General features: G+C 44.7%; 19 protein-coding genes. 15 read left to right on the top strand and 4 right to left on the bottom strand.

The window, feature by feature from the left end:
* Nucleotides 1-46 precede the first annotated feature (46 nt).
* From UNITIG_RS16585 to gspD, 15 genes are all read left to right on the top strand, one after another.
* Nucleotides 47-592 carry a hypothetical protein gene (locus UNITIG_RS16585; RefSeq protein WP_101759498.1) on the top strand — a complete coding sequence of 182 codons (546 nt, stop codon included), beginning with the start codon at nucleotides 47-49 and terminating at the stop codon, nucleotides 590-592.
* 94 nt (nucleotides 593-686) lie between these two features.
* On the top strand, nucleotides 687-1,355 hold the full coding sequence (locus tag UNITIG_RS16580; protein WP_101759497.1) for a hypothetical protein: 669 nt from the start codon (nucleotides 687-689) through the stop codon (nucleotides 1,353-1,355).
* Nucleotides 1,356-1,418: 63 nt separating this feature from the next.
* The gene (locus tag UNITIG_RS16575; RefSeq protein ID WP_101759496.1) at nucleotides 1,419-3,629 is read left to right on the top strand and encodes an acyl-CoA dehydrogenase; all 2,211 of its coding nucleotides are present in this window, start codon (nucleotides 1,419-1,421) and stop codon (nucleotides 3,627-3,629) included.
* 435 nt (nucleotides 3,630-4,064) lie between these two features.
* Complete coding sequence (locus UNITIG_RS16570; protein ID WP_101759495.1) at nucleotides 4,065-5,477, top strand: sigma-54 dependent transcriptional regulator; 1,413 nt, start codon at nucleotides 4,065-4,067, stop codon at nucleotides 5,475-5,477.
* Nucleotides 5,478-5,956: 479 nt separating this feature from the next.
* Nucleotides 5,957-6,826 carry a universal stress protein gene (locus UNITIG_RS16565; protein WP_101759494.1) on the top strand — a complete coding sequence of 290 codons (870 nt, stop codon included), beginning with the start codon at nucleotides 5,957-5,959 and terminating at the stop codon, nucleotides 6,824-6,826.
* A 19-nt stretch (nucleotides 6,827-6,845) separates the two neighbouring features.
* On the top strand, nucleotides 6,846-7,295 hold the full coding sequence (locus UNITIG_RS16560; RefSeq protein ID WP_101759493.1) for a hypothetical protein: 450 nt from the start codon (nucleotides 6,846-6,848) through the stop codon (nucleotides 7,293-7,295).
* 214 nt (nucleotides 7,296-7,509) lie between these two features.
* Nucleotides 7,510-7,839, top strand: a complete 330-nt coding sequence (locus UNITIG_RS16555) for a metalloregulator ArsR/SmtB family transcription factor (protein ID WP_369809215.1) — start codon at nucleotides 7,510-7,512, stop codon at nucleotides 7,837-7,839.
* A 28-nt stretch (nucleotides 7,840-7,867) separates the two neighbouring features.
* Complete coding sequence (locus tag UNITIG_RS16550) at nucleotides 7,868-8,341, top strand: arsenate reductase ArsC (RefSeq protein ID WP_101759491.1); 474 nt, start codon at nucleotides 7,868-7,870, stop codon at nucleotides 8,339-8,341.
* A gap of 2 nt (nucleotides 8,342-8,343) precedes the next feature.
* Nucleotides 8,344-9,378, top strand: coding sequence for an ACR3 family arsenite efflux transporter (gene arsB, locus UNITIG_RS16545; RefSeq protein WP_101759490.1), 1,035 nt, complete (start codon nucleotides 8,344-8,346; stop codon nucleotides 9,376-9,378).
* Complete coding sequence (gene arsH, locus UNITIG_RS16540) at nucleotides 9,375-10,091, top strand: arsenical resistance protein ArsH (RefSeq protein WP_200821338.1); 717 nt, start codon at nucleotides 9,375-9,377, stop codon at nucleotides 10,089-10,091. Before arsB ends, arsH begins: the two co-directional genes overlap by 4 nt.
* A 224-nt stretch (nucleotides 10,092-10,315) precedes the next feature.
* Nucleotides 10,316-11,653 (top strand): efflux RND transporter periplasmic adaptor subunit, encoded by a 1,338-nt coding sequence (locus tag UNITIG_RS16535; RefSeq protein WP_159931181.1) that lies wholly within the window; start codon nucleotides 10,316-10,318, stop codon nucleotides 11,651-11,653.
* The gene (locus UNITIG_RS16530; RefSeq protein WP_101759488.1) at nucleotides 11,650-11,865 is read left to right on the top strand and encodes an efflux RND transporter permease subunit; all 216 of its coding nucleotides are present in this window, start codon (nucleotides 11,650-11,652) and stop codon (nucleotides 11,863-11,865) included. The genes UNITIG_RS16535 and UNITIG_RS16530 overlap by 4 nt, the downstream gene beginning before the upstream one ends.
* The gene (locus UNITIG_RS25150; RefSeq protein WP_159931180.1) at nucleotides 11,859-13,193 is read left to right on the top strand and encodes an efflux RND transporter permease subunit; all 1,335 of its coding nucleotides are present in this window, start codon (nucleotides 11,859-11,861) and stop codon (nucleotides 13,191-13,193) included. Before UNITIG_RS16530 ends, UNITIG_RS25150 begins: the two co-directional genes overlap by 7 nt.
* Nucleotides 13,148-14,776 carry an efflux RND transporter permease subunit gene (locus tag UNITIG_RS25145; protein WP_101759486.1) on the top strand — a complete coding sequence of 543 codons (1,629 nt, stop codon included), beginning with the start codon at nucleotides 13,148-13,150 and terminating at the stop codon, nucleotides 14,774-14,776. The genes UNITIG_RS25150 and UNITIG_RS25145 overlap by 46 nt, the downstream gene beginning before the upstream one ends.
* Before the next feature lie 166 nt (nucleotides 14,777-14,942).
* Complete coding sequence (gspD, locus tag UNITIG_RS16515) at nucleotides 14,943-16,790, top strand: type II secretion system secretin GspD (protein WP_235015463.1); 1,848 nt, start codon at nucleotides 14,943-14,945, stop codon at nucleotides 16,788-16,790.
* On the opposite strand, the gene UNITIG_RS16510 is transcribed toward gspD, so the two are convergent.
* From UNITIG_RS16510 to gspL, 4 genes are read right to left on the bottom strand one after another with little or no spacing between them, the layout of a single operon-like run.
* Nucleotides 16,791-17,363, bottom strand: a complete 573-nt coding sequence (locus UNITIG_RS16510) for a general secretion pathway protein GspB (RefSeq protein WP_101759484.1) — start codon at nucleotides 17,361-17,363, stop codon at nucleotides 16,791-16,793.
* A complete protein-coding gene (locus UNITIG_RS16505) occupies nucleotides 17,363-18,337 on the bottom strand; it encodes an ExeA family protein (RefSeq protein ID WP_101759483.1) in 975 nt (324 codons plus the stop codon). The genes UNITIG_RS16510 and UNITIG_RS16505 overlap by 1 nt, the downstream gene beginning before the upstream one ends.
* Before the next feature lie 3 nt (nucleotides 18,338-18,340).
* Nucleotides 18,341-18,847 carry a type II secretion system protein GspM gene (gspM, locus tag UNITIG_RS16500; protein ID WP_101759482.1) on the bottom strand — a complete coding sequence of 169 codons (507 nt, stop codon included), beginning with the start codon at nucleotides 18,845-18,847 and terminating at the stop codon, nucleotides 18,341-18,343.
* Nucleotides 18,847-20,145, bottom strand: coding sequence for a type II secretion system protein GspL (gspL, locus tag UNITIG_RS16495; protein WP_101759481.1), 1,299 nt, complete (start codon nucleotides 20,143-20,145; stop codon nucleotides 18,847-18,849). Before gspL ends, gspM begins: the two co-directional genes overlap by 1 nt.
* Nucleotide 20,146: the final 1 nt, after the last annotated feature.

The following is a 20,146-nucleotide window of genomic DNA, read 5'->3' as shown; positions in this document are numbered from 1 at the left end:
TTTTATAGACGATTATTGTAACCAAATTCGGAAAGGGGAAATCCTTATGACAATTAACAGGAATTTATTAGTTATTACGCTTATCGCAACAAGCGCGATATTCATTAGTGGCTGTGAGCAGCAAGATAATGCCAAAGTAGAAACCAGCTCTGCGCCAAAACCTGATAAAGCGGAGACCACATCAAACACAGCCAACCCTAAGGCATCAAAGGATGTTGTAATGAATGAATGGCAAGAATTTACCCAATCATTAAAAGCCTACAGCCAAGCCGAACAGGAACAGGCGATCACCGCAGTTAATACTGAAATGCAACGAATCGATGCGCGAATTGATTCAATGAAGCAAACCCTGGATAGTCAGGCAGCGTCAGTTAGCGCTCAGACTAACGAAGCAAGAAAAGCCACGATTAAAGCTGTGGAAGAACAAAGAGAAGCGCTAGAATCATGGGCTAATAAGTTACAGGACAGCTCGGAAGATGCCTGGGCAGAAGTCACGGATGGTTTTTCTGAAGCCTATGGGGTTTTGGAACAGTCTCTAGAGGATGCTGAGCAGCAATTCACTGAAGATAGCAAGAATACATCTGACGCATAGTAATAGCATGTATTGCTAATCAGAAATTGAACGCCTTATATCAATACTCACCTGCACTACATAATTTTTTATTATGTAGTGCAAAGAGGTCCGCTTGATAAATGACGCTTATGTAGAAAACAACAGGGTAAAAAGGCAGGCCTGGCTGATCATTCCTCTGGCTTTGATTGTCATTGGACTCATTACGTTATTTGGCGATTTTGAAGATGATGGCCTTTTCTCAACCAACCCCGCGACAGTTGTCACGAGCACGCCAGACGGAATGGAACTTGACCTGGCTCTCGTATCGACGAGCAATGGCCAAAGCTGGCAAACCGAGTGGCGTCCTCCTTCAAGCCAAGCAAAGCAACAGGTAACTTTATCACTTAGTCAGTACGCCGCGGATTACAAACAATTACGTCTGCAGCTTGAGGTACGGGCAGAACCAGGGTCGTCTCAACGACAAAAATTGGCGGAAAGGCTCGGTGCGGCGCTAGCACAATATGATTTAGGTCGGGTAGAACCAAGCGCTGCTCCACCAGCGACTCTGGCGCCACTTGATAATGGCGTTGTATTGCTGTGCGCTGAAGCTGATAGCAAGTTTGCCCGTCGCATGCTTGCAACACTTGCACCCTACTTGGGGGGCAGGGTTATTGTGCGCTTTGATGCGGAAATCCCGCCGCAGACTATGCGCCTTTACCTGTCTGGCAAACTTTATTTCAATGTACATGGACAGGCAACGTTTGATGATGTCGAAAGCCAGCAGGAAAGTATAGACAGCTAGTCTATTATCATTTTTTGTAGCACTATTCATGAGTGGTACCACATTAATTAGGGAGATCAATTGATGCTTACAATGCGCCAGCGATGGTTAACTAAACCCATTTTACGGCAGCTAAAACAAGTGCTACCGCCGATGTCAGATACCGAGTTACAAGCACTGGAAGCTGGCGGTGTTTGGTGGGATGCACAACTACTTTCTGGCAAGCCCGACTGGCAGCAATTATTGTCGATGGGAGCACCTCAATTAAGCTCTGAAGAGCGGGCTTTCATCGACGGGCCAGTGGCAACACTCTGCGAGATGATTGACGACTGGGCGATCACCTTTGAGCATCGCAAAATTCCAACAGCAATTTGGGATTTCCTGAAGCAACATAAGTTTTTCGGGATGATCATTCCAAAGCAGTATGGTGGACTGGAATTTTCAGCTTATGCCCACTCGGAGATTGTCACTCGAATTTCAACTGTCAGTACTACCGTAGCAGTCACGGTAATGGTGCCGAACTCGCTTGGCCCTGGCGAACTACTGCATCAATTTGGCACTCAGGCACAACGGGACTACTACCTGCCACGACTAGCCGACGGGCGCGAAATCCCCTGCTTTGGATTAACCAGTCCAGAAGCTGGATCCGATGCCGCGTCAATGGTGGATAAAGGCGTTGTCTGTTACGGCGAATATAATGGCGAACAAGTATTGGGTATGCGGGTGAATTGGCATAAGCGCTATATCACTCTCGGCCCAGTGGCCACTCTGCTCGGGCTGGCTTTTAAACTCTATGACCCTGATCACCTGATCGGCGAAGACGATGAGTTGGGGATTACTGTCGCACTGGTGCCCACTGATACGGAGGGTGTAATCATTGGTGACCGCCACTACCCTTGCATGCAAGCATTTCAAAATGGACCTAACTGGGGGGAAGATGTATTCGTTCCAATGGATTGGGTCATTGGTGGTCAGGAAAGAATTGGTGAAGGTTGGAAAATGCTGATGGCAGCACTGGCTGCGGGTCGAAGTATTTCCCTGCCATCACTGAGTACCGGTGGTGCCAAACTTGCGGCTAAAGCTACGGGAGCTTATGCCCGCATTCGTGAGCAATTCAATATCCCCATCGGCAACTTTGAGGGTGTACGCGCGCAGCTCGCTAATATCGCAGCTACTACTTATTTACTGGATGCGGCTCGCAAGACCACGACCCAGGCCCTGGATCACGGTCATATTCCAGTAGTGATTTCAGCGATTCTTAAAGCACATGCAACCTACCGCCTACGCGAGGTGATCAATGATGCCATGGATGTCCACGGCGGCAAGGCTATCAGTGACGGACCCAATAATTATCTTGGAAATGTTTACCGCTCCGTACCCGTAGCAATAACCGTCGAAGGGGCAAACACCCTCACACGCAACCTGATTATTTTTGGGCAGGGAGCGATACGCTGCCACCCTTATCTACTGGCGGAAATGGACGCGGCGAGTCTTGATGACGAAGAGCAAGCGTTGCACGCTTTAGACCGCGTATTATTTAAACACGCCGCTTTTATTTGCTGCGGACTGGGGCGAGTCTGGCTACATACCTGGACTGCCGGCCATCTGGTCAAAGAGCCGAAAGGCGCTGGCTCGTTAAAACGGCATTATCAACAGATCAGTCGCTATAGCGCAGTGTTGACCTTTATATCCGAAGTGGCTCTGATAACCCTGGGCGGGGCCTTAAAGCGTAAGGAATATCTTTCCGCCAGGCTCGGAGACGTCCTCAGTGAGTTGTACTTACTCAGCTGTGTGATGAAAAATTTTGAAGACGATGGCCGTCCTGCATCAGATCGGCCACTGATAGATTGGTTGCTTGCAGCTGGTCTTAACAAAATAGAACAACAATTGGATCAAGTGATCAGTAATTTTCCGTCGCGGCCAGTGGCATGGTTAATGAAGCTGATAATCCTACCGCTTGGGATTCGACGACGCCCCGCTACCGATGCACTAACCGATCGTTGCGCTGAACTACTACTAGAACCTTCAGACTGTCGCCGACGACTGACCGAAGGCGTTCATATTGGCCAGAGCGCAAAAGGGCTAGGACGAATCGAGGACGCCTTCGATAAAGTGGTAGCCTCGCAGGCATTGCGTGACATACTCAAAGAAAATCGGGTAACGGTCGATCAAGCATTGCAGCAAAACTTACTCAGCGAGTCAGATGCCAAGCAATTACATGATGCTGAAATGGCTGTGGCATTAGCGGTTGCCGTTGATCACTTCGGTGCCGAGGAGCTAACAAACGGCGACTAAACAATGCCCAGGCAGAACTGCGCGGCAATCCCAAAACAGTTAATACAAATGCTAAAAGGTACCGTTAGCATACCTTCACTCGCCTGACCGTATAGAAGACAAAAAATCACACAGAAGACAGCCGGTATATATAGCGTGGTAGCTACAGTGAATTGACAATACAATTTTTTCTCTACTCATAATCTGAGAGCCAGTAACTCCACCGTACTATTTGCGAAAGAAAATAGACCTAGCGCTATATTACTATTACAGCCAAACAGTAAATATAATCTATAAAGAGCGTGCCAAATTATACATTCAACATAAAATTACTATCCTGAAAAGTATAAAATTAGCCACTGCATTCTGGCTGAGGCATAATAATCAAGACATATACTTCTTGATATCCTGTCAGGCTTATACCTTGGCAAGCACATACACAATTAGGATACCCTCATGGCAAATCGCCTGCTAATTATTGAAGATGACAGTAATTTAGCTACCGCATTAAGCAATCATTATAAAAACAAGGGATGGAGTTTAGAAGTAGTAGATTGCACTGCCAGCGCAAAATTACAAATCATAGATTATGATTTTGAACCTCAGGTCATCATCGCTGACCTCGAGCTATCGATGGAAGATGATGTCAAAGAATTACAAGCATACACTGACGATGCTGAATGGATTTTTATCGTTAATGACGACGATAAAAAAGATATAACCTGGATTGAGGATCTGGCATACGACTATTTAACTAAACCGTTAGACGAAAAACGTATACATATACTCGTTAATCGAGCATTACGTTCACACTTAACCCGCAAACGCTTACACACTTATTCAAATTCAAAGCTAGAACGTTACCAACTAGAAGCCATAGTAGGCAAAAGTGCGCCAATAAAAGCGCTTAAGGGTATGCTAAAACAACTGTTTGAAGTACCCATTAGCACACTGATTATTACGGGAGAAACCGGCACGGGCAAAGGGCTGATTGCCAGAATCCTCCATCATTGTGGGCAACGCTCTGATGGGCCAATCATAGAGCTAAACTGTGCGGCACTACCAAAGGACCTGCTTGAATCACAACTCTTTGGACATGAAGCCGGCGCATTTACCGGCGCCAAAGGACGTCATAAAGGCCTGTTTGAGCAAGCCAATAGCGGCACTTTATTTTTAGATGAAATTGGTGATATGGATATTGAGCTGCAAAGTAAATTATTGAAAGCAATCGAAGATCAAAAAATAAGGCGACTGGGCAGTGAACGAGAAACACCTATTAATGTACAAATTATGGCCGCCACGAGCATCGACCTGGTAACTGGAATACAAAACGGTACATTCAGAGAGGATCTGTATCACCGTCTAAGCGTGTTTCGTATTACCTTACCCACTTTAAGAGAGCGCAAAGATGACTTGGTAGAATTAGTCCCGCGCATTGTATCTGAATACAATACCAAAGCTAACAAAAAGATAGAGATCATCCCCGACGCCGTATGGGAAAAACTATTAAATTATGACTGGCCCGGTAATATTCGTGAGCTGCGAAATGTTATTGAGCGCAGCGTACTACTTTCAACTGACGATTCTTTTCCAGAACAATGGCTACAGCTGTTTCAACCAAATATCGCTCAACACAATAATGTGTCTGATTTTGATGCTAATGCTTCTCAACAGAAAGAAAAACCATCAGTTATGCTCACTCTACCAATTGATGGCAGTATTACACTTGATGAAATGGAGCGCCAAATCATTCAAGCTGCGCTAGAAAATTCTGACCATAATGTTTCAGAGGCAGCAAAGGTGCTTGGAACGACTCGAGAAACATTAAGGTATAGAATACAAAAATATAACATTCATGCTTCAAGCTGAGCGTGCTCTATCAAACGAATGACTAAAGTCAGCTGGCACGAAAAATGCCTTTCTACTTGAACACTATCAGTTTGCTTGTGCATAGCAACCGATTAGGGCTATCACTATCTACACTTTAATTATGATAGGTAGTATAAAATGAGCAAAGCCTTCGCACTACATTGGCTGATGTGTGGAGCATTTAGCCTCTAATCATTCGCCAATATTATCTACCAGTGAAACTTATCTGAAACAGTTAAATTCTTTATTTTAAATTAACTTATTGATTGTGCTTATCAACCATTATTGTTGAAAAGCCCCAGAAACTGTTGTTGATATATCCTATATTAACGAGATAAAAGCCACTGGGTTTTAGCTTATATCTTTGGCACAGATAGTGCAGCGTAATAGCGAAGAAGGAAATCATATAACCACAGCACCATAGAGAGATATACATTTTTTAAGCGAAACCCTGGTCAGATCTATTAAATGAGGGCAGCATGTCAGTTAAAAGTATTCTAATGCCAATAACTAGTGGCGCATTGATAAATAATCGATTTGAGTGGGCCATACATATATCAAAATACTTTGAAACCAGCATCACCGGATTGTACATAGAACCACCCTATCAGGATGTTACACAACCCTCACTCATGCCTGATGGCCTGGAGAAAAAAACTGACTCATATGCCCGTAATTTTGAGCAGCATCATGCAATCATTAAGCATGAGATAAGTAACATCAAAGATACTTTAAATAAAGTGGGATTATTATTAAAAAAAGACATCCCGTTACTAACCACAACAGAAAAAATATCTACAGCACTAAAAAAATACAGTCAATATTATGATTTGATTATATTAGAAAAAAATCAAGTACCGGATAGTATTCTTTCGCTATTAACCGATCCAGCGATCGATATTGCTGTTAATTCAAGTTGCCCGGTTCTGGTAGTTCCTAACAGAGCTCCCAATTATCAATTTCCTCAGTCACCGGCTTTTGTTTGGGATGAGAGCCACGAAGCAAGCCGGTCATTGACACATTCCTTACCATTAATCTGCGCCAATGATTGCACAAAAGGAACTATTTTAAATATAGGGCAACAACAAAATAAAACGTTGGATTCCGAACTGGACCGTATATCTATCTCGAAATATTTAACACTGCACAAGCTAAATGCTGAGTATATATCTATCAAAGCAAATGAAAAAAATATGGCGGATAGCCTACTTGATACTCTGGATTTAAAGAATCATGATTTATTGGTGATGGGTGCCTATGGGCACTCAAAATTACGCGAATTATTTATTGGAAGTACTATTAGAGAAGTATTCAAGCATGTAGATATACCAGTATTTTTATCTCATTAGTTAATAATTAAGAGGATTTATGAAATTCACAGCAGACGCAAGCAATATTATATGCAGTCGCGTCGACACGCAGACTAAATCAAATCTTACAAATGAGTACATAGTTGCTCACTTTGATAAACGATTAAAGGAAATCCCTCCTCATGTTGAGAGTCAATTAACCGACGAGGAGACAGATGAATTACGGCACTGGCTTCTCGACCGGGAAAAGATTAAGCAAGATCCCTCAGAAAAAAATTTACTGGAATTATTACCAAAGTTAATGGATGAAGGGATTGTAGCTATCGATGAGTTAGACACGATCAACCAGAACACGTTTAACAAATTGCTTACAAGTATTGATCATTTAAGATGTAAATTACTTGGTGCAAAAAGCAAGCTTAGTAGCACACCCGCCAATAGCGCCCAACTTAACAAACAAGAGGCCAACAAAGAGCGGCTCGATCAAGTAGCTAAGCATATTATTTAACCCTGAGACGATCTTGCAAGCCAGTTGGCCCGTGTACTCCCCTGACTCGATCCTTCTCATCACGGTATACATTATCGGTAGCAGAAACCTGTTGCCTTTAAGTATTTGAGCCTATATCATTCGAATATACGGATATCCATATATTCGAATGTATCACTAACCACTATTATTCTTCGACAACATGTTAAGGATAAGGCAATAAGGCCCAACAATGATTAGCCCCGTACAACTATTCAAATGCCTTGCTGACGACACCCGCTTGAATGCCATATTGTTAATTCAGCAAGCCGGTGAGCTTTGTGTCTGTGAGTTGATGGCCGCACTGGATGACAGTCAACCTAAAATATCAAGGCATTTAGCCCAACTACGCAACTGTGGCCTGCTGTTAGACGAGCGCCGTGGCCAATGGGTGTTTTATCGAATCAACCCCGCCCTACCCGACTGGGCCCACGCCATATTCGAGCAAGCAGTCACAGCCCGCGAAGAAAACCTGCACCTCTATCAAACAAAATTAACCCGGATGAGCGACCGTCCTAGCTGCTGACTTTTATATCTTCGGGACCCCATTTCTTATGAAAATTCTATTTATCTGCACCCATAACCGCTGCCGCAGCATACTCAGCCAAGCCATTACCAATCATTTATCCAATGGCCGAGTCACCGCTTACAGCGCTGGTAGCCAGCCTGCGGACCAGGTACATCCACTATCACTTAAATACCTGCAACAAAAAGGGATTAGTACCTCAGGCCTGCATAGCAAATCCTGGGATATCGCTGAAGAACTGACGCCAGATGTAGTGATCACCGTATGCGATAGCGCAGCCAGTGAAGCGTGCCCGGTTTGGTTTGGCAATACCATTAAAGTGCACTGGGGCTTACCCGACCCCTCAAAACTGGACACAACAGAAGAGCAAGTTGAAGCTGCATTTTATTCGGTGATGACAACCATTGAGCGGCGTATTCACAGCCTGCTAGCGTTTGATTTTGAACACGCTGATAAACCTGCACTACAGGCAAAACTGCAAGAAATTTCGGAGATTAATTGATAATGGGGATTTTCGAACGCTACCTTAGTTTATGGGTTGGACTTTGTATTATTGCGGGCGTCACTTTGGGCAATACCATTCCATCATTATTTAAATGGTTTGCGGCACTTGAAATTGCCCATGTAAATATACCAGTTGCGCTCTTTATTTGGGTAATGATTTACCCGATGATGGTGCAAGTGGATTTCTCATCGATTAAAGACGTAGGCAAAAAACCGAAAGGTTTAATACTAACACTGGTCATTAATTGGCTAATCAAGCCCTTTACTATGGCGGCACTTGGCTGGCTGTTTTTTCGTGTATTGTTTGTAGATTTGGTCGACCCGGCAACGGCCACTGAATACATTGCTGGTATGATTTTGTTGGGTGTTGCACCCTGTACTGCAATGGTTTTTGTCTGGAGTCAGCTCACTAAAGGCGACGCCAATTACACCTTGGTTCAAGTGTCAGTCAACGACCTTATTATGGTTGTCGCCTTCGCGCCGATAGCTGCCTTCTTATTAGGTGTTAGTGATGTCACCGTACCCTGGGATACACTATTACTTTCCGTCGTACTTTATGTACTGATCCCGCTGGTTGCCGGGGTTATTACCCGTAAAACATTAGATTCGGCTAATGATCATCACCGTTTAAATCATTTTATCCAGACACTCAAACCCATATCGATTCTGGGTTTGTTATTAACCGTTGTATTGTTATTTGGATTCCAGGCAGAAACAATATTAGCAAAACCCTTTGCGATTGTACTCATAGCTATCCCACTACTGATACAAACTTATGGCATATTTTTTATTGCCTATGGTGCCGCAAAGGCCATCAAACTACCGCACAATATTGCCGCCCCTGCTTGCATGATTGGCACCTCAAACTTTTTTGAATTAGCGGTGGCGGTAGCTATTTCTCTATTCGGACTGCAATCAGGCGCTGCTCTTGCCACTGTTGTCGGCGTATTGGTGGAAGTACCAGTAATGCTTACCCTGGTCGCCATCGTTAATCGCAGCCGCCACTGGTTTGATCCCGAAGGAGCTAAACTATGAACATTAAAGAAATGCCTAACATAGACGGGGATTGTTTTCGCACCATTGATAGCGAACAACTTTTTCAGCGCGACACTGGCAACATAAAACCTAAAATATTGTTGTTGTATGGCTCCCTGAGATCCCGTTCTTTTAGTCGCCTTGCTAGCGAAGAAGCCGCACGAGTTTTACAGGCGCTAGGTGCAGAGACAAAAACCTATAATCCGCAAGGTTTGCCCTTACCCGACGATGACAGTGAACAGCACCCAAAAGTACAAGAGTTACGGGAATTAGCTAGCTGGGCTGATGGCATGGTGTGGTGCAGTCCCGAACGGCATGGGGCCATGACAGGAATTATGAAACTACAAATTGACTGGATTCCGTTGGCACTGGCTGGCGTTCGCCCCACCCAAGGTAAAACGTTGGCAGTGATGCAGGTTTCCGGTGGCTCCCAATCTTTTAATGCGGTCAACCAGATGCGCATACTGGGACGCTGGATGCGGATGGTGACAATACCCAATCAATCTTCAATACCTAAAGCCTATCTTGAATTTGGTGACGACGATCGAATGAAACCCTCTTCTTTATATGATCGCATAGTCGATGTGATGGAAGAGCTGGTTAAATTTACTGTGCTGCTTAAAGGCAATAAAGACTATATGGTAGAACGATACTCCGAGCAGAAAGAAACGATGGCAGAATTTAGACAGCGTATAGATAAGCGCGCGGGGTGATTATATCGCCATGCAGGGGTAGGCCATGCTAACACTAAATAGCATGGCAATGACCCCATTAGCATAGAAAAGCCACCGCCACATAGACAACTGTATCAGTCACCTTCTTTCAAACTTGTAATCATTTTCTGTTTCTAAATCAAATATATATAACCTAATTAGTGTAATATGAGGCCATATTTTTTTAACCTATGCGCTGTATTTTCAAGTTAAGGAAGCATTACGTGAATGTTATTAAACGTACATGGATTACACCACTACTGATGATTGTGGTTGCCACGGCTATTGCCGTGCTGCTCGTGATGAATCGCCCGGACAATGCCAAGGTCGAACAGCAAGTGCGCAGCTTATCGGTCGATGTTGCCGAGGTCAGTTTACAGAGTTTACGTATCCCCATTCAGGCACAGGGCTCCGTCAGCCCACATCGGGAGACGGCCATTGTTGCCGAAGTGGCTGGCAAGATAATTGAAGTGTCGCCCTCTTTTTATGCCGGTGGTTATGTATCAAAGGGAGATGTGTTATTACGAATTGATGACGTTGACCATCAGGCCAATGTATTTCGCGCCCAAGCGGCGGTTGCCTCCGCTGAAAGCCAATTAGCCCAGGAACAAGGACGAGCTGATGTCGCCGCTCAGGAACTTAAAAAAGTACCCAACAAGCATCGCAGCGAAAGCGCCAGAGCACTGTATCTGAGACAACCACAATTGAAGCAAGCACAGGCTGAATTACTCTCGGCACAAGCCAGCCTGACTAAAGCCCGGCACGATTTGAAGCGAACAGTCATTCGCGCGCCCTACGACAGTTTAATCAAAGAAAAACAAAGTGACCTGGGCTTGTACTTATCTCCCGGTAGCCCCATCGCAGTTTTATACGCCATAGATTTCGCCGAGATCAGGCTTGCTATACCGCAAAGTAAACTGTCCTACCTCGAACTCCCCACATTAAAAGACAGCCTCGACCCACTCGAAGAATATAGCAATACACGGGTAGATCTTTATACCAGCACCGGCGATGACCCAGAACACTGGCAAGCCAGCTTGCATCGCACCGAAGGTGTTTACGATGAGCGCTCAAGGGTTTTATTTGCTGTTGCCCGGGTTAAAGACCCCTATTTATTAAATAGCCCGGTATTAAATAATGCTGAAGCAATTACTGCCGCCCAAAATAAGGCGCCATTAACACCGTTGCGAATGGGCACTTTCGTTAGCGCTGCCATTGAAGGGCGCTTAATCGATAATCTGGTGGTACTGCCGCGCAATGTGCTACGCGCAGGGGATTTTTTATGGGTTGTTGATCAACAGAATAAATTAAGTAACCGCAAAGTCAGTACCTTGCGAATACAGGGTAATAAAATTTATGTCACCAAGGGCCTCGAAAATGGTGATCGCGTTTGTCTTACCCCGATTGGGGACGCTATAGCAGGATCAACCGTCATCATAAATTCGATGGTTAATTCCAGTGAACTCTTTAATGATCAAACCTCCATACCCGAAGCTGTAACTGAACAACCGTTGCCGGCGCAAGCTACAGACACGGCATTCGCTACCGGTACTGCACCATGAGTACAGACAAACAACATCAAGGTATTATCGCCTGGTTCACCCACAATCCGGTAGCCGCGAATTTACTCATGTTTGTGATTATTCTTGTCGGGATCGGCTCCGGCTTGGCGATTCAACGTTCGATGTTCCCACAAATAGAAGTGCCAATTATAACCATTAGCATCGCCTACCCCGGTGCCGCCCGGAAGAAGTTGAACTTGGAATTGTGCTAAAAGTTGAAGAGGCTCTAAAAGATCTGGAAGGCATTCAACGACTAACGGCTGAAGCAAAAGAATCAGTGGCCATGATTTTCATCGAACCAGCTGACGGCTTTGATTTATCCACATTAATGGATTCAATCAAAAATCGAGTGGATGGTATTCAGCATTTTCCTGAGCAAGCTGAAAAACCGGTTATTAATCGCTGGACAATGCGCGAGCAAGCTTTACGCCTTCAAATTTGGGGAGATCTTGATGAGCGCGGCATGAAAACGCTGGCAGAAGAAATCAAGCTTGAGCTGATGACTTTTCCAGAAGTGTCCATGGTAGAAATAAATGGCGCCAGAGACTATGAAATCAGTATAGAAATTTCCGAACACTCACTGCGTGAATATCACCTGACCCTGGGTGAAGTTGCCAATATTATCAGCTCATCATCTTTGAACCTGCCCGGAGGTTCGGTGTTCACTGAAAATGGCGATATTATGCTGCGCACTACTGGTCAGGCTTATCGTCAGTACGAATTTGAATCGATTGTATTAAAAACATTTGTCGACGGCACGCGTTTAACACTTGGCGATGTTGCTGTAGTTGATGATGGTTTTGTGGATGAAACCGGCTTTGCGCTATTTAACGGTAAACCCTCCGTCGGTCTTTCGGTGATTGCCAGCGGTGATCAGGATGAATTGGAAACGGCCGCTATTGCCACCGCTTATGTAGAAGCCAAAAGTGCAAGCTTACCTGCTGGCGTCAATCTAACCAAATGGATGGATGTGACCTACTACCTCGAGGAGCGGCTGGGCATGATGTATAAAAACCTGGCCTTTGGTGCGTTGCTGGTCTTTTTTATTCTGGCACTGTTCCTGGAAATAAAATTGGCGTTCTGGGTAATGATCGGGATCCCGGTATGTTTTTTAGGTGCAGTCGCGGTCTTTAATTTGCCGATTATTGGTGGTTCACTTAATGTATTAAGTTTATTTGGGTTTATTCTGGTGCTCGGTATTGTAGTCGATGACGCGATTATCATTGGTGAAAGTGTTTACAGCGAACAAGAAAAAAATGGTCAAACCATCACTTCTGTCATAAGAGGTACGCACCAGGTTGCCACCCCGGCAACCTTTGGCGTGTTAACGACTATCATGGCATTTTTGCCGACATTATTAACCCAGGGGGTAATGGGAGCACTACCGGCAGCTGTTGGCTGGGTAGTTATATTATGTCTTGCCTTTTCGCTGATTGAGTCTAAATGGATACTGCCCGCACACTTGGCCCACAGTAAAAAAGTGACCGGGGCTGGATGGCCGCTGTTGACCATATCCAGGAAAACACCAACCGCCGCTTAAGATCCTTTATTGATTTACGCTACCGCCCCTTTATCGAACGCTGTGTAGCCAGCAGATATACCACGATTGCCGCTTTTGCCAGCCTATTAATTTTAACCTTCGGGCTAATTGCTGGCGGTGTCGTTCGCTATGTCGTCTTCCCGGAATTACCCGCTGACATGCTTCAAGCCGAATTAAAAATGGCTGATGGCACGCCACAGCAATTAGCATTAGACGCCATGGTGAAGATCGAAGATGGCCTGCGCGCCGTCGAAGAAGAGTATCAACAACAGACTAATAGTGATCAAAAAATTATCGAAAACGTGTTTACCTTTGGTTTTAACCGAACCAATGGCGTGATGCTAGGTGAGCTGACTAAATCTGATCACCGTGATATTAATAGCGATGAAGTACTTAAACGCTGGCGAAAACAAGTCGGCGACATTCATGGCGCCGAAGTACTGACCTTTACTGCTCCGGAAGGACCAAAAATTGGCGCAGCTATTTCCTTTGATTTAATGCATAAAGATTTTGAAGTACTGGAAGCCGCAGCTGCAGAGCTAGAAGCCCATCTTAGAACCTATGATGGCGTATACGATATTCAAAATGGTGCCAGCGCCCGATCTGAAGAGTTTCATCTGGAATTATTGCCCGAAGCTGAAACATTAGGCCTCACCCGAATGGATTTAGGCACCCAGGTTCGCCACGCATTTTATGGCGCAGAAGCCCAAAGGATACAGCGTAATACGGATGAAATTAAAGTGATGGTGCGCTATCCACTAGCCGATCGCCACACGACTGGCAGCTTGGACAGCATGTTTATCCGCACACCTTCGGGTGATTCGGTTCCTTTAGCTACGGTAGCTAAAGTAGAAGTCAAACAAGGTCTCAATAAAACCAATCACATTAATTTTCAACGGGCTGTAGAGGTTAATGCCGAAGCCAATAAACAATTAGTTGAACCGTCACGGGTAACCGGAGAAATTCTTGACACGTTTTTGCCACAACTCGCTGAACGCTATCCGGAATTGCGTTACCGACGCTCTGGCATGAGTAACGAAGAAGCCAAAACCGGTCGCAGCCTGATGCTGGGATTTGCACTGGCTCTGGTAGGTATTTACGCATTATTAGCGGTACCCACTAAATCGTATATGCAGCCATTGATTATTATGGGAGCCATTCCATTTGGCATTATTGGCGCCATCATTGGCCATTTAATTACCGGCTATGCTTTTAGCATGATGTCATTTTTTGGGGTTATTGCCCTCTCGGGCGTGGTCGTCAATGACAGTTTAATTTTGGTGGATTTTGTTAACCGTGCCGTTAAATCAGGTACCCCGCTTCATCAAGCGGTTATTGATTCGGGATGCCAGCGTTTCCGCGCTATATTATTAACTTCACTAACAACTTTTGTTGGTTTACTGCCAATATTGTTAGAGACCAGTGTGCAAGCCCAGCAAATCGTCCCAATGGCGGTATCACTGGCTTTCGGGATCGTATTTGCTACTGTGATTACTTTATTATTACTTCCCTGTATGTATATAGTGCTTGAGGATATTAAGGCCGCTGTTAGTGGCGATAAGAAGCTAGCGCTCGAAAGTTAAAAGCGTTGGCGGTTAATCAATGAAAAGCTTTAGCGTAAAGCTCACGCTGAACTACAATTAGTGATAATAAAACTTTGTTTGACTGATTATGCCGCTAGCCACTTCAATCCATCAATTACATCACCACACCTGCACCGCGTTGAAATCTCTACTGCTGTGTTGCTGGTTGAGCTTTGCTACAAGCGTAATAGCCAACACTTCATCTGATGAATTATTAACAATCAATATGCGCGATGCGGATATTGGCGCGGTAATTCAATGGATGGCTGAACAAACCAATAAGAAAATAGTGGTCGACCCGCGGGTTAAAGGCAAAGTCACGGTGCTAGCGAATAAGCCAATGAGTGCCGAGCAAGCGTATCAAGTATTTTTAGCAATGCTGGACGTATACGGTTATGCGGCGGCTGAGAACGGCGGCATCTTGCGTATTTACCCTGCCGCATTATCACGAATATCCCCCGGCGATTTAGTTAAAGACATCAATTCCCTGAGTGGTAGTGAGCAGGCTCTCTATGTGTTCCGGGCTGAGAATGTCTCAGCCAGCCGACTGGTCGAATTATTAAAACCTTTATTGCCCAACTCAGCCTACCTTGCTGCTTACCCACAAACGAATAGTTTAATCATTGCTGATGAAGCCTTAAGCATTAAACGCCTGGTAGCTTTGATTCAGCGTATTGACGCCTCCGGTGATTTTGACATAGAAGTCATTAAACTGGAGCACGCCGCTGCAGACACTGTCGCCGGCTTAGTGCTATCACTTACAACTGACGACAATGCCCCGCCTTTTTCTATTGCTAGTGACGACCGCTCTAACAGTTTACTTATGTCTGGTGACCCTGCCACTCGGCAACGGGTTAAACAATTGATCAAACAGCTCGACAAACCGATACACGGTTCAGGCAATACCCGCGTCGTATATTTGCATTATTTGGATGCGGCAGAACTGTTACCCATATTGCGCGGCATGAGCACAGCAATACAAAAGGATGAAAAAATTGAAGATGGCAGCACTATTAGCATTGAAGCCAGTGAAAGTGCTAATGCCTTAATTATGACCGCCCCGCCATCAATGTTGGATGCTATGGCTGACGTGATTACGCAGGTAGATATTCGCCGTGCACAAGTCCTGGTTGAAGCAATTATCGTTGAAGTCAGTAAAGATTTTTCTGAAACTTTTGGCGTTGAATGGAGTACCAGCCTTAATAATAAAAACGGCGTAGAAGCTATAACCAACTTTGGATTGGGTAGCGCTATCGCTGATGAAGATAGTATCTTAGCCGCTGGCTTAAGTCTTGGTTTTTATCGCAACGGTAGCATCCGAGCATTAATTCAAGCTTTCGCCAATGAAAGCGACACCAATATTTTATCAACCCCTTCGATATTGACACTGGATAATCAAGAGGCTGAGATTTTAGTGGGCTCAAATGTGCCCTTCATTACTGGCCAATCAACTGGCTCATCATCGACCAGCGACCCTTTCACCACCATAGAACGGCAAGACATTGGCCTAACTTTAAAAATCACACCACAAATTAACCAGGGCGATTCTATTACCCTCGATGTTTTGCAGGAAATAGAAACTCTTTCGCAATCTTCTTCGATTGCCAGCGATATTGTTACCAACAAGCGCAGCATAAAAACCAAAGTGCTGGTAGAGGATGAGACCATATTAGTGCTGGGCGGACTGGTCTCGGACGAGGTACAAGAGCTGGTAAGAAAAGTGCCTTTGTTAGGTGACATTCCATTACTTGGAAAGTTATTTAGCAACACCACCAATCAAATAGTCAAAAAGAATTTGATGGTGTTTATCCACCCGGTCATAGTCGATTCCGAACAAGTAGCCAATGATGTCAGCAATAAGCGCTATCACTTGATGCAAGAACTACAAAAAAAGTATAACAGCGGTAAATTCATCGGCGAGACGACCGCGCCTGAATTACCGGAATTTACAGAATACAAGCCCCGCAAAAAGCCAATAGACGCTAATACTGAAAAAGCAAAACAAGAGCAGTAACTACCAGTTTTCCACCACATTGATACTAAAGCGATGTTGCTGCTGCCAATTGAAGACCACACCTTGCGCAGTGATTTCTTCTAACTGCAAACCCTGAGCAATTAAATCGCCTTCTTTGACGCGGCGCTTATTAATAATAATGGTACGCCGGGCAGGATTATCTGAGTAGACGTGGAAGGAAAAAGTCATGGCTGGAATAGCTTGCTGGATAGGATCAGGCAACTCCCAAAACTCAAGCACTGTGTCAAGCGTAGCCACTTGAGCACTAGCTGCAACGGCTTCGGGGTCAGTTACTGGCTTAGTAACTTCAGCAACTGGTGCAGGGCTAGCAATCGCTGTTTTTTCGGTAGCGGGTGCCACTGTAATCGAAACCGCATTGCCTGAAGTGAAATATAACCAACCGCCGAGCAAGCCAACCATCACAACCAAAGATGAAACAATAACCGTTGTCGCGGTGACAGAGTTTGCAGAACGTATCAGCACATGGGGCTTATGCACGGTCTGAATTCCCGGGCCACTATTTTGCTGGCGCTCCTGTTCAGATTTTTTTAGTGCATCCAATATATAAGACATTAGTTTTCAGCTTCACTCATATTTCTAATAACTGAACCTGAATAAGCATCGGCATCAATGTCAGCGCTGGCTTCAGAAATTTTTTGTGTATTCCAGACTGCAAAAGAAACAAGCATAAGAACAATAGCTAATAATATAAACCAAATAGGCTTATTCTTGTCTGTAGACTTACTAGTAAACAATTCCTGAGCGGCATTATTTACAATCTTAACGCTGGCCTGATCACTGCTAGTGGCATAAATGCCTAGCAACGTTCTATCACTGATCAAATTAATTAAACGTGGTATCCCACGACTTAATTGATAGATTTTCTTGATCGCTTTAGCAGGAAATAATTCCGAACGACAACCTGCGACAGATAACCGGTGATGGATATATGCTGTGACTTCCGATTTGGATAATGGGTCTAAATGGTAACGGGCCGTTACCCGTTGCGCTAATTGACGCAGTTCAGGCTGTTCAAGAATGTCCAGCAACTCCGGCTGCCCTAACAGTACCAACTGTAATAGTTTTTTTTCATTGGTTTCAAGGTTGGTTAATAAACGCAGCTGTTCAAGGACATCAACTGATAAATTCTGTGCTTCATCAATAATCAAAATTGTATTGCGACCACGGCCATGGGCCGCTAACAAATAATGATTCAATAAATCAATTAACTCTTTACTGGTGATGCCTTTATCATGCTCGATATTTAAATCACTACAGACAGATTGCAGTAACTGGTTAATGCTTTGCTTGGGGTTAATAATAAAAGCAACATCGGCATTATCAGGAACCTGTTGCAACAAACAACGGCAAATAGTGGTTTTACCGGTACCGACTTCACCGGTTAATACGACAAAGCCACCTTGATCACCAACGCCGTAAATAAGATGCGCCAAGGCCTCACGATGCTTGTCACTGAGATAGAGATAACGCGGATCCGGGGCAATGGAAAATGGGGCGTCGGTTAGGCCAAAGTATTGCTGATACACAATTTATCCCTGTAAGACCAGGCGTACATTAACTGTACCCTTGGCCTCTTCGCGATCAACTGATATTTCTTTCACACTAATGCCGTAGCGCTGATCCAACCGCTCAAGCCATAACACCACATCGTTAAAAGCAACGTTATTTAACCACAGACTTAAACCGTTATCGCCTTCCGGTTGGTAGCGTTTAAAACTTAAATTAAAGTTTTTGGACGTTGTATTGGCTATGCCCAATAATGACTGACCAGGATCACGGCTGGCTGCGCGCTGACTGGTGGCGCTCACCAACTGCTTATTAGCTTGCATCCATGCCAGAGTATCAACACTGCTTAAATAATGCTGCTCCGCGTTGGTTCTATATTCACTGGCTGGCAACAACAAGCCGTAAACGAGCAGCAAGATGAATGCAAAAGCGGAGAGTAACTTCAGCGCCAATTGATCGCGCGAAGCTAGACCTTGATATTTGCTATTAAGCTGTTGATACAGCGGTAGCTGCTGAAGCGCTTCAAACATTATAAGCTCCTCACCACAATACGACCCATAACAAAATTATCTTGTTCGACCGCAGAATTAATATCCACGGATAAACCAGCCTGCGCTAATTGTTGTTTTAAGCGATCCAGCTGATCAAGTGACTTACTTTTGACCTGAAACTGCAAGTCGCCATTGCTACTTTCAAAGCGCAATTGATCAACTTGTAGATCCATTGAAGAATCATCAGCATTCAACTGCTCTGCTGTTTGTGATAGCAAAGCCAGGAATTGGGTATTGCCTTGAACACCACTGAGCCGTAAATGATTTTCCATTTGTTTTTTAGGGCTGACAACACGACGTTCATTCGGAAATAATTGTTTATAGAGCGTCACTGCTTGCCCATCAATATCGTCAGCCTGTGTCTGCAAATACCAGCCACTGGCTAATGATATGATCAAATACGCACTTAGCCCTATTCCGGCAATAGAAGCAGCTGCCAACCAATTGCGCTCACTGATGGCAGTCGTGGATTTAACCGCATACCCACCTTGCAAGACATTTAATTCGCCAGTCTCATTATAAGCCGCTTCTGTTGCCAGAACCTCTGCCAACGTCTGTTGATAAACAATCGATTTAATGTCGAAATCAGCATACTGCTGCTGAAACTTGGCTGTTAATTCCTCAACCATTGCGCTGTCGATATCGCTGCTGCTCGAGCTTGCCAACTTGATTTGAGGCTTAACCCATAGCGGGTTGTCCTGCTGCTGTGACTGCAATAAATTGGACAGCGCCCACTCACACTCGGCAACAGCAACAATCATTGCACTGTACTGCCCCCAACGCAGATGCACATTTTCACCTTCGACCAATAGCGTGATAGTGTTACTGGCGAAAGGTATACACAGTGAATCAATCAATAATTTACTGGGAGAAAAGCCGTGGCTGTGTAAATGATCCAACCAATCAATAAGCACGCGGTGGCTGATAACTGCAAAATCAACGTGAGACGTATTGCTATCCAGCTTTGCAGGAATAGCGATATGAACGGTATCAACGTCATCAGCAATTAATTCTTCAACCATATAGGGCAATGCTTGTTTAACCTGTTTTAATTGCCGGGAAGGAATAGTTGTAGCGGCTAGAAAAAAAGCACTGGCTGGCGCCAGGATTGTGATTCGACAATCAGTGATAGACAGTTCTTGCTGGGCATGCAGTGTTACCAAGGTATCACGACCAAAAGCCAGTAATTCACCCGCCATAGAAAAGTGAAACCAGTCGCAAGCCATATCGACTTCGACGTTACCGTCTGGAATTCGCAGAACTAGCTGATCACTCATA

It is taken from the genome of Oceanicoccus sp. KOV_DT_Chl, assembly GCF_900120175.1.
In the GTDB taxonomy this organism is placed as follows: domain Bacteria; phylum Pseudomonadota; class Gammaproteobacteria; order Pseudomonadales; family Dasaniaceae; genus Oceanicoccus.
The sequence above is the reverse complement of the archived record's forward strand: the minus strand, read 5'-3'. Positions and strand labels throughout refer to the sequence as shown.

Excerpts from the sequence above, each read along its gene's own strand:
- UNITIG_RS16585 (WP_101759498.1), top strand. The coding sequence starts at position 47 with ATGACAATTAACAGGAATTTATTAGTTATTACGCTTATCGCAACAAGC.
- UNITIG_RS16575 (WP_101759496.1), top strand. The coding sequence starts at position 1,419 with ATGCTTACAATGCGCCAGCGATGGTTAACTAAACCCATTTTACGGCAG.
- UNITIG_RS16570 (WP_101759495.1), top strand. The coding sequence starts at position 4,065 with ATGGCAAATCGCCTGCTAATTATTGAAGATGACAGTAATTTAGCTACC.
- UNITIG_RS16565 (WP_101759494.1), top strand. The coding sequence starts at position 5,957 with ATGTCAGTTAAAAGTATTCTAATGCCAATAACTAGTGGCGCATTGATA.
- UNITIG_RS16560 (WP_101759493.1), top strand. The coding sequence starts at position 6,846 with ATGAAATTCACAGCAGACGCAAGCAATATTATATGCAGTCGCGTCGAC.
- UNITIG_RS16550 (WP_101759491.1), top strand. The coding sequence starts at position 7,868 with ATGAAAATTCTATTTATCTGCACCCATAACCGCTGCCGCAGCATACTC.
- arsB (WP_101759490.1), top strand. The coding sequence starts at position 8,344 with ATGGGGATTTTCGAACGCTACCTTAGTTTATGGGTTGGACTTTGTATT.
- arsH (WP_200821338.1), top strand. The coding sequence starts at position 9,375 with ATGAACATTAAAGAAATGCCTAACATAGACGGGGATTGTTTTCGCACC.
- UNITIG_RS16530 (WP_101759488.1), top strand. The coding sequence starts at position 11,650 with ATGAGTACAGACAAACAACATCAAGGTATTATCGCCTGGTTCACCCAC.
- UNITIG_RS25145 (WP_101759486.1), top strand. The coding sequence starts at position 13,148 with ATGGCCGCTGTTGACCATATCCAGGAAAACACCAACCGCCGCTTAAGA.
- UNITIG_RS16510 (WP_101759484.1), bottom strand. The coding sequence starts at position 17,363 with ATGTCTTATATATTGGATGCACTAAAAAAATCTGAACAGGAGCGCCAG.
- gspM (WP_101759482.1), bottom strand. The coding sequence starts at position 18,847 with ATGTTTGAAGCGCTTCAGCAGCTACCGCTGTATCAACAGCTTAATAGC.
- gspL (WP_101759481.1), bottom strand. The coding sequence starts at position 20,145 with ATGAGTGATCAGCTAGTTCTGCGAATTCCAGACGGTAACGTCGAAGTC.